General features: G+C 52.4%; 5 protein-coding genes and 1 pseudogene. 4 read left to right on the top strand and 2 right to left on the bottom strand.

What is annotated here, in order from left to right:
- Nucleotides 1-262: pseudogene (locus tag KBY78_RS12360) on the bottom strand (transposase); the annotation flags it as partial.
- A 42-nt stretch (nt 263-304) separates the two neighbouring features.
- Between KBY78_RS12360 and KBY78_RS12355 the strand changes: the two are divergent.
- From KBY78_RS12355 to KBY78_RS12340, 4 genes are all read left to right on the top strand, one after another.
- Nucleotides 305-1,846, top strand: a complete 1,542-nt coding sequence (locus tag KBY78_RS12355; RefSeq protein WP_255143839.1) for a recombinase family protein — start codon at nt 305-307, stop codon at nt 1,844-1,846.
- Nucleotides 1,847-1,939: 93 nt separating this feature from the next.
- Complete coding sequence (locus tag KBY78_RS12350) at nt 1,940-2,143, top strand: hypothetical protein (RefSeq protein WP_255143838.1); 204 nt, start codon at nt 1,940-1,942, stop codon at nt 2,141-2,143.
- An 88-nt stretch (nt 2,144-2,231) separates the two neighbouring features.
- Nucleotides 2,232-2,510, top strand: coding sequence for a galactose oxidase (locus KBY78_RS12345; RefSeq protein ID WP_255143837.1), 279 nt, complete (start codon nt 2,232-2,234; stop codon nt 2,508-2,510).
- On the top strand, nt 2,507-3,019 hold the full coding sequence (locus tag KBY78_RS12340; RefSeq protein ID WP_255143836.1) for a hypothetical protein: 513 nt from the start codon (nt 2,507-2,509) through the stop codon (nt 3,017-3,019). Before KBY78_RS12345 ends, KBY78_RS12340 begins: the two co-directional genes overlap by 4 nt.
- Before the next feature lie 652 nt (nt 3,020-3,671).
- Here the strand turns inward: KBY78_RS12340 and KBY78_RS12335 are convergent.
- Nucleotides 3,672-9,671, bottom strand: a complete 6,000-nt coding sequence (locus KBY78_RS12335; protein ID WP_255143835.1) for a pre-peptidase C-terminal domain-containing protein — start codon at nt 9,669-9,671, stop codon at nt 3,672-3,674.
- Between the last annotated feature and the right edge of the window lie 445 nt (nt 9,672-10,116).

Genomic DNA, 10,116 nt, shown 5'->3' with positions numbered 1-10,116 from the left:
TCCACCGAGAAGTGCTCGTCGCTGAGCAGAGGCTTGACCTCCGGGGCGCCCATCAGCTTCTCCAGGAAGCGGCCCATGACGTCGTCATTGAGGAGCCGCTCCCGGTTTTTGGTGAATGTGGTGGGATCCAGATCGGATCGTCCGGGCTCAGACCCACAAACCAACGGAACAGCAGGTTGTAGTGCAGCTGCTCCAGCAAAAGCCGCTCGGAGCGGATGCCGTAGAACGCCTGCAGCAACGAGGCCAGCAGTATCTGTAACGGGTATGCAGCCCTCATTAGCCTGGACCCAGCTGCGATCCCCCCATGCCAGCCCCACGGCGGCCCGTCGCCTATATCCGCGTCTCCACTGAGGATCGTGACCAGTTCAGCTCCCTCGAGCGCCAGAAGGCCGCTGCCCTGCGCTGTGGGGTCGCCGAGGCCGATCTGCTGGTGGAGCAGGAGAGCGGCCGCAATGCCGAGCGGCCTCAGTGGCTGTTTCTGCAGGACCGCATCCGTGCCGGCGAGGTGGAGACCGTCTGGGCCGATCGCAACGATCGTCTGGCTCGGGACCTGGTGGAGGCTCGCCTGTTCTTTGCCCTCTGCACCCGTCATGGCACGGCCTGGCGGTTCTGGTCCGAACCCTGGCTGGATTCCGATGCTGCCGGCGCTGAGGAAATCCGTGATCGTGCCGCTTATGACGCTGAGGCCGAGAGCCGCCGTATCAGCTCACGTGTCCGTCGCAGTTATGCCCACCGCGCCGCCAACGGCATCCCGCGCAGCGCTCGGCCTCCGTTTGGGTTGCGGCTGGAGGGGCGGGGCGATCAACGCCGCTATGTCCTTGATGATCGTCCCCTGGCCGGGGATCTCACCGTCGCCGAGGCGGCCCGGCTGCTGGTGGATCTGTACCTGCAGGCCGGCACGATCTGGACCGCCATCAAGGTCTGGAGGGAACGGCTAAATGCGCTGGAGCCGGTTCACGAGGCGGATGTTCTGGAGCGCTGCCGCCGTTTCACACTTGAGCACAACCGCTCCTGGCTGGAGCTTTGCGCAGCCGAACTGGCCGGCCACACCACCAAGTGCCGCAGTCGTCGGATCGAACCTGAGGACGGCCGAGGGAAAGCCTCCTACCGGCGCCTTCATCCCTCCGAATGGGACCTCACCCGTGACACCCATCCGGCGCTGATCGAACCAGGCAAGGCCCGACGGGTGCTGATGCAACTGGAGGAGAACCGCAACCGCGGGCGAGCTACCGCACGGGGGAAGGAACGACGGGCGAGCATCCATCATCTGCCGAGCTTCACATCGATCAGCTACTGCTCTGCCTGCGGATGTCGACTGGTGCTTGACACCGTCCGCCAGCGCAAAACACCAGGCCTGCCTCCCTACCGGCACCTTCGCTGCAAAGACAACTCGGCGATTCGCCGCCTCTGCGATCAGCCCGGGATCAACGAGCGCAACCTCGTCTATGGGCTGATGCCCCACCTGGTGCTGGAAGCAGAGCGGGTGTCGAACCTGATGCTCCCCGGCCATGAGGGCAAGGGGATTGCCGATCAGGACGGTGACACCGCCCTGCAGGAGCAGTTGGAGCGCACGAGGGCCCTGGCTCGTGAAACAGGTCTGCCGGAGATGCGTCAGGCCGTGATTCGCCTGGAGAGTCAGTTGGCTGTGGCACAGGCGGCTCGAGACGACGAGTCCCGTGCGCAGGAAGGCCGTCATCAGGTGGCCCAACAGCTGGCCAGGTTGCTCCCATCGATCGGGCCTGACCTCTACACCAGTGCCGCGGTACGCAGGCAGGTGATGGCTGCGATCGAGCGGATCGAGGTCCGGGGTGGGCAGATCGTGAACGTCACCCTGGCTGGGGGGTGAAGGTGCCGAGTCAGGGGATCCATCAAGATCCTCGGCTTGCTTCAGTCGCAGCAGGCGCGAGCATCCGTTTCCCACGCTTGATCCAAAGCAGCTATGGGACCAAGGACGGAGTACTGGGCCGCCCTGGCTGTCCTGGGCCTGAACACCATGCCCAGAAGCCGGCGGGATCTGGCCCGGCTGGTGGCGCGCTGCCACCCCGCCTCCCAGCCCTGGAGCGCAGAGCAGACGGCGGCGTACCGCCAGCTGTGGGAAGAGCTTGAGATGAGCGGCGATAGCGACGCAACCCTGGCGGCCTGAAGCACGCCAATGCCACTGAGCGAGTTGGGGCAAGAGGGTGACAATCGAGCCAACAGCCGTTAGTACGGGCGTACGCCTGTGAGCCACCATGGTGCCGGTCCCGATTTCCAGCCTTGTGCCCTCCCGTTCCGACTCCCTGGAGGACTGGCCATACCTCGATCAGGAGGTGCTGGTCTCCAGCCGCAGCCGCAAGGTTTGCCTCACCTGCCATTGGTTTCGCCACCATGCCGGGATGAACTGCATCCCGGTGCTCACCTGCCAGCTGCACCAAGGTCTGCTGGCCCATGGGGAGCACCTCACCCGCCGCTGCCAAGGCTGGACTGACGACATGGCGAGGCAGCGGGGCTGGGCGCCGGAGGTGGCATGAGCACCCGACGAACGGTGGTGGGCGTGATGGGTGCGGGGGAGGGGGCCTCAGCGGAGGCCATGCATTTGGCCGAGGAGCTGGGGGAGTGCATCAGCACCAGGGGTTGGGTCCTGCTCACTGGTGGCCGCCCAGCGGGGGTGATGGCTGCGGCCAGCCGCGGCGCAGCTCGGGTGGAGGGGCACCTGGTGGTTGGGGTGCTGCCCGGTGAAGGGAAGGGTGACGACAGGCAAAACACGGCGGAGCTGGATCTGGCCCTGTTCACCGGCATGGGCAAGGCCCGCAACGTGATCAACGTGCTCAGCGCCGATGTGGTGGTGGTCTGCGGGGGCGGCGGCCCCGGCACAGCCTCGGAAGCCGCCCACACCCTCAACGGCGGCAGGCCGCTGATCCTGCTGGCGGTGCCGGAGCTGTGGCGGGAGTTCTTCTGCTCGCTCGGCGAGGGGGTGGATAGCGCGAGCGAGGTGCAGGAGTGCTGCCGTTTGATCGAGGCCCGACTCGCACAGGCATGAGCCGGCGATCACCTCGTGTCCCCCCGAGCCCACCAGGAGGGTTGGTTGAGCGACGGCCGCCAGGTGCTGCGCATTCGCTCGACCCGCTGGGATCGCCACATCCAGCGGCTGGAGGTCACAACCGGTGAACTGCTGCCTGGGGCTCAGAGCGCGGGTCAACAGCTGGCGACTTTCGCCATGCCGGTGTTCGGCTCCAGCGGGCCGACAAGGCGAAGACCCCGCTCGCCGTGGGCTGGAACATGGTCAGGAACCGGTTGCACGCCACCCGCAAAGATCAAACCCAGCCATGGCTGCTGTGGTCACCGGCCTGCGAAGGCTTTGAGGCCACCGTCCCCAGCCTGCCCCGCCACCCCAGAGATCCGGAGACCGTGGCCGATGGGTGCTGTGACCATGCGGCGGATGCTGTTCGGTATACGGTCACCTGGTATCAGGCCAGGCCGCATTGAGGGGCGACGAACTTCAGGGTCTACTGATGGGTGCCACTGCTACACCTTCCCCCCAGAGGGCAACTATAATCGTATCCAGAAAAGCCCGAATAGATCATAACTCCGGCAACCACCACGGAACGCTCGGTGAGAAATGCAAGATACAATTCACGACAAGTCATTGCATAGAATTTTGGAAGCCCGACAAGGAAACTCTGATCAAGTTCTCAGATCATAGAACCAGGCATGAAGGCTTCCGAGCCAGAGAGAAACTGATCCAGTGCCAAAATTCCCAGCTCATTCCCTGCAGCCGTCTCCCCAAAGGCGTCCAGATAGCTGATCCCGAATAGTCGTGCTGGTTCCCCGCCATAAGCATTGAGTTCAACTGGCGTATCGATGGCATCGGTGAAGCTATTGGCGCTGCGGATCTTGTTGGACAGGACAACAATATCTTCACCTTGTGCAGCAAGGGAAACCTCAACGGCGAGCTCTGCAAGACTGATGTTGCCTTGGTCGAGTTGATCGACCCAGTAGTTCTTCCCAATAATGCTATCGACTTCGGCATTGCGGCTGAAACAGAATTGATAGACCTGATCTACCAGCTGCTGGTTAGTGAGCCCGGCATACAGCCTAGTGGCCTCGGAGGAATTGCCAAATTGGTTGATAATCTGCTCATAGATGCCAGCCTCACCGCCTGTGAGGCCGTCCCCTAGTCGTGGTGCGTAACTGACATTATTTCTGCCAAGGGCATCGTTCCAGAATCCGAGCCCCCCTGGATCAGCCGGGCGGCCGTAATAGGCAACGTAGATGAGCTGTGCGAATCCTTCGCTTAGTATCAGGCCTGCATTGTTATCAAGGATGAAGTCTAATGGAGCAGAGGGAGGAGAGACTTTGCCGGACTGGTTTTCCTGGCGTGCGATGACGGAGCGTGCCCCGCTGCCGGTGAGGCGGAAGCTGGTACCTACGCCATCGATCCAGCTAGTGCCACCATCCGCGCTGTACTGCCAGGAAGCACCAGTCGCAAGACCAGCAACCAGCACCGCTCCATTAGCGGTGATCCCGTCAAAGGGGCTGAGCCCGGTGTCCGCAGCCAGCTCCAACGTAGGAGCCAGTGGCGCATCGGGATCAATGATGCTTACTGAGGCTTGAACTTCTTCCTGGAAGCCCTTGCCGTCGATGTAGGAAACCAGAACGCGGACCTGCTTACCTTGCTCAGCGGCGGTAACGGCATAGGTGCTGGCATTGGAGCCGATGGGAGACCAGGTGGTGCCATCGCTGGAGCTCTGCCACTGATAGGAGTAGCCGGCTGGTGGAGCACCATCGGGATCAGGGGTGACCTCAGTGGCAGTGAGGATTTCACCGACAAGGGCTGTGCCTATTATGGAGAAGCCGGCATCACCGTCATCGACGATATTGGGTTGAACCGTACCGCCTGGAACCAGAACCGACTCATTAAAGCCGTCACCATCGCTGTATGAGACAGTCAGGCGAACCTGCCTGTCTGCTTCATTTGTTGTCAACAGCAGGCTGGAACTGTTGCTGCCAATGCCAGTCCAAATCGTGCCGTTGCTGGAGGACTCCCAGAGGTAGGAGAAAGTGCCATCACCATCAGGATCGGGCGAAGTGGCGACTGCAAGTAGTCCTTGACCGACTTGATATGTGCCATTGATCGTGAACGATGCAGGACCTTCATTGGTTTGACCTGTATTCTGGACATTGACCAGAATCGAGGATTGGTCGTCCTCGCCGGGGTTATTATTATTAGGAGTAGAGTCAGGATCGCCTTCATCAACAGCAGTAACTTCAGCAGTGTTAGTGATTGATGGTCCAGAAACTACTGTCGCAGTAATGCTCAAGCTGACGCTCTGATTGGGCGGCATATTCCCGACGGACCAGATCCCTGTGTTGCTATCATAACTCCCCAGCTCTGCTAAAGAAGAAGCGTAGCTTACACCTGTTGGCAAGATGTCTTCCACCTTGATAGCAGTCGCTGTGCCAGGGCCTTGATTTGCGAGAGTGAGAGTAAAGGTGATTTGATCTCCTATTTCCGGATTGGAATTATCAACGACTTGAGTCAACTCTAGATCTGCATCAGGAGAGGTTATTGAATTGACAGTCTTGCTGCTGACCAAGGAATTGTTGAGAAGATTGTATTCTGGTTCATCCCCAGTGACGACAACCGTACTGAGGAGATCGCCTGATATAAAGGTGCTAAGCGTAAGATTTACGGTTGCACTCTGCCCGCTATTAAGTGTTCCTAGGTTAGCCGTAACAACACCATTTGAGACATCAACTGGATTTGTACTGCCACGTATAGAGCTTGTACTGATAAAGGTCCCAGGAGTGGCGGAACTCAGACCCGTATCAAACGCTTCCGATAGTATATTGCCTGGATCGCCAAGGAAGACTTGATTAACCGAACCTCCGTCGCCAACAATGATCTCAAGAGAATAGCTACCCTGTTCATAATCGAGAAAACTACTGTCATAAACCAAAGGATTATAGCTAAAGTTATCATATCCACTTACCCCGACGTAATAAGTACTAGCGATAGAAGCCGTAAAGTCAATGTATGAATCAAATGAAATATCATCTTCGTCGGGTGCAGCATTGTCATCACTAAAGGCTATTTCATCGCCGGCAGAATTAAAGAGGCGTAAGACTGAATCCAAAGATGACCCAACACTTTGAGCATCAATATCAAGGGTTACTCGCTCGCCTGCATTCAGTTGAAACTCATAAATATCAACTAAGTTGCTCTGTAGGTCAAAACCACTAGCCGAGGCATCGACGACACTCACTCCTGATGGTAAGTTTTCAGTGAGAAACACATTATTTGCGATACTAGGACCATTGTTAGTTACAGTTAGAGTGTAAGTGTACTGTTGTCCTAGATCGACTGCTCCTGTAGGGCCACTTCTAATTACTGAAAGGTCAGAACCAACGGGAACAGTCGGCGTAAGAGATAGGTTATAATTAGAGTCCCCTTCATACTGCAGCACCCGAACAAAGTAAGTACCTGCTGCTAAGGCACTGTACTCGATAATTTCAACATCAGTACCCGATAACTCAGAGCTACTGAAAATTTCATCAAAATCAATTACCCCATCATTGTTTGTATCCTGAGCCAGTTCTAAGTCAGCATCTGCTGATAAACCATCAAGTTCTATTCTCAATCCACTTACGCTCTCAAGGGTGAAACGATAGAAATCGTCGGGATCGACATTGCCAACAAAATCACTGAAATTTGATGCTGTATTGAGAGAACCAAAATCGAAAGCAGCGCTGGGAGTATTTCCTGCTATATCTAATGGAATAACTGATGGAGTCGCTGATACGTTGAGATTATATTGAGTTCCTCCACTATTGCGTGATAGCCAAATATAGTATTCTCCAGGTGTTAATCCAGTAACACTAATATTCTCTGCTCCGCTACTTTCTGCATCAGATAGAGCTAGAGCTTCATCAAATTTGATGACTCCATCATTATTATCATCACGCCCCAGAATTAAAAATATATCCCCGAACTCTAAAACATCAACATTAATATTGATATCAGTAATGGTAGAAAGATTAAAACCATAGTAATCATCAGGATCAACTTGCCCGATAAAATCAGAACGCTGTAAGTTACCATTTAAAGTACCAAGATCGGCAGCCTGGAGAGTGGTATTACCAGCATTATCAGGAGGTACTGGTAAAGGAAGAATTGTTAAAGTAAGGTTATAATCTGTATCCTCCTCCTGTTGAAATACTCGAATGTAATAAACTTCCTCAGGTAAATCTGTTAGATTAAGAGACTCTGCACTATTGCCTGTTTCCTGAGAACTAAATATTACTTCATCATCTTGACGAATTCCATCTTCGTTATAGTCACGAATTAGCTCTACGTCAACATTGCTAGAGAGTCCATCGAGCAAAAGAGAAAAATCTCTTACAGTTACGAAGTATTCTCCTTCGATTTCTGCTTCATTAACGGGATTGCCCAAAACAAATCGGTAATATTGCTCTAAATTATTAGAATCAATAACTCCAGTCAAGTTTTGAGTCGCTTCAAAAGCACCTAAATCGATTGCCTCTAGTAAAGGAGTTGAGCTACTAATAGCAAAAGTATTACTGGAAAAGTTTTGAGCAGAAGGGATATTTAACGGCGAAGGTAAAGAATTTCTTTGAACTAGATCAGCTACTTCTACATGAATATGTCCCCAATGTGATCCGGAGTACTGCGCTCCATTGTCCCAAGTACGAGGGTCGTTAAAGAGTATAGCTCCTACTCCTTGCCCTCCAAAGGCATCAATTATATTTTCAGCATTTTGAAGACTATAACCTACAGCGGTATTATCTACCAGAAGATTAGATATTTGCGGAAGAATAGTCCTAGCATTAGCAACTAAACTATTTGTGGTAAGTCCCCGTGCGAGATCGGCAGCATTAGTGGCATCTCCAGCTTGATAAGTACCATTATTATTGATAATAATCGGGTCTTTTATAGTTAAGGTTTGTGCAGTAGCTACGTACCATGTACCATCAATTTCTCTTTCTTGGAAAAATAAATGACGATGATCAATAGTGTATCCTCCTTTTCTGTTCCTATAAATTTCTTGTCCTGGAGATTCTATATCAATTCCTCTTCCTCCATCATGGCTACTACTAGGAAAACCAGAACCATTTTGCTGAGCTACACCTGATGAATCTAAATTACCACCAAAAGCATTGGTTCCCCCTTGAATGACCGCACCAGACCAACTAATTCCAAAAAATCTTCTGAATTCATTAGAAGCTGGAGGAAAATCAAAATTAGTGATACCTCTTAAATCTCTCCATTCAGGAGCATTACTAGCGTTGATATAACTTTTGAGCGCCTTACTTTGAGCAGGAATTCGCCCTCTATTGCTCAGAAGACGCTGATCTACAGCAATGTTAAAAAGTTGGGTTGCCCATCTAGTTGCACTTCCTGTTGCACCATCAACTTCTAAAGGGTTTCCGCTATTGTCAGGAAAGCTAAAATAGGCTAATCGCTGTTGTTGACGATAAACATCCAGCTTTTTAGTGCCAAATGTAACTGCTTCATTATAGCCATCTTGAATATTAAATTTTATGGGAATTTCAACATTACCGTTAGTAACTACTAAAGTACTCTCTCCAATCCCATTATCAGTTCTGGCTTGATTTAATTGGCGAATTACTCCATTTACTGTAGGGACGAAATAAAATTTACCTTTTTGAAGTTCAGTTTGCCTGTTATCAATTTCTGCAATTTTGCCTCGGTTATTAGTATTACTTTGCAGTCCAAATCCATTAGGAGGCAAGCCTGCCTGTTGGAGTGAAATTCCACGCTTTGTTAATTCGTTAACAATATCAACTTCAATGATATCTCCTAATAAACCACTAATATTAATTTCTAGAGGAACAGTCTCTACATCAAAATTCCAAGCAGTTCCCTCAAGTGGAGCAGTAACCTTTACTGTTAATTCATTTGAATTGTTCTTGGCAACGATTCTTTCTCCGCTTCCCCCTCCACTCTGAAGTCCGACATCACCCGCAATACGTTTGCCTTCGTATTGAATTTGAAATTCATCTTCAATTGTAAAGTTTTCCCACCTAAACTTAACCAAATTAAGTCCTTGTGATTCTAGAGCAATTGTTTGAGTGGTTCCACCTTGACCACCATCTCCTGAAATTACTGCCTGCTCAATCTGAACTTCTTGACCCTCTATGTATATCGTAGTGAAATCGTTCTCTTGCATTAAAGCTTGCAGTTTCGATTCAGGCAAAGATATCCCTTGCAACAATCCGGCAAAAATCTGCCCTTCATCACCTGGAGTGTCTGAGTCATTGAGCAGGCTATCTAAAGAGTGACCAAACTCTTCTAGAACTATGCTCGTTGTCAATGATAGTTTATTTTCTCTAAGAAGGTCCTCAGAAAGATATATCGTGTTTCTCGCACTTGCGTACCCCCCATATGCACCATTGAGAATGGCAGATGGAAGAATCTCAATTGGGGGCAATGTCACATCACCTTTCGCCCAATCCAGTGCCAGGCTAAGGGCGGCTTCAGGCGGAAAACTCTCCCCAAATGCGAGCCGCATGTTGTCTATAAACTCTGGGCTGGCGGCGAACGAACAAAGAGATTGACGCAGTTCTATCAGGACTAGATTAAGTACTTGATCGAAAGCATATGTGCCACCTGCAAGCATAATATCTTTGTCAGAGTCGAAATACAACATAGCTAAATAAGCGGTAAATATGAGGTAAATATGAGGTAAATATGAGGTAAATATGAGGTAAATATGAGGTAAATATGAATTTACCCATGATGGCTTGTAAGTACAAATATTGTTGTCACTCGTAATGGTCTTGGTTGCAATGGGGTCCTCCAGCAGCAGGGCTGATTCAATGTCTCAGCAAGAGTTGGGTGCCGGTTGCCCAGTCCATCGCCAGGAGCGTCGTTATGTCGTGCATCACTGCCTGAAGACCGGTCCGGATCGACTGAAACCCTGCCAGCCGCAGCAGGTTCAATGCTGCTGTCCTCAGTGTCGCCATTGGTTTGCGTCCCCTGTGTTGGTGTAAATCCCTGGGGACCTCAACCCCGGCGTAGCCGGGGTTGAGCGCGCACCTCAGACGTTCCGCTCAGCGGCCAGCGTTGCAAGGGGTGGGCAGGCCCGTGACCCT

This window comes from Synechococcus sp. EJ6-Ellesmere (assembly GCF_024345875.1).
Taxonomy (GTDB): Bacteria; Cyanobacteriota; Cyanobacteriia; order PCC-6307; family Cyanobiaceae; genus Regnicoccus_A; species Regnicoccus_A antarcticus.
The sequence above is the reverse complement of the archived record's forward strand: the minus strand, read 5'-3'. Positions and strand labels throughout refer to the sequence as shown.

Excerpts from the sequence above, each read along its gene's own strand:
- KBY78_RS12355 (WP_255143839.1), top strand. The coding sequence starts at position 305 with ATGCCAGCCCCACGGCGGCCCGTCGCCTATATCCGCGTCTCCACTGAG.
- KBY78_RS12350 (WP_255143838.1), top strand. The coding sequence starts at position 1,940 with ATGGGACCAAGGACGGAGTACTGGGCCGCCCTGGCTGTCCTGGGCCTG.
- KBY78_RS12345 (WP_255143837.1), top strand. The coding sequence starts at position 2,232 with ATGGTGCCGGTCCCGATTTCCAGCCTTGTGCCCTCCCGTTCCGACTCC.
- KBY78_RS12340 (WP_255143836.1), top strand. The coding sequence starts at position 2,507 with ATGAGCACCCGACGAACGGTGGTGGGCGTGATGGGTGCGGGGGAGGGG.
- KBY78_RS12335 (WP_255143835.1), bottom strand. The coding sequence starts at position 9,671 with ATGTTGTATTTCGACTCTGACAAAGATATTATGCTTGCAGGTGGCACA.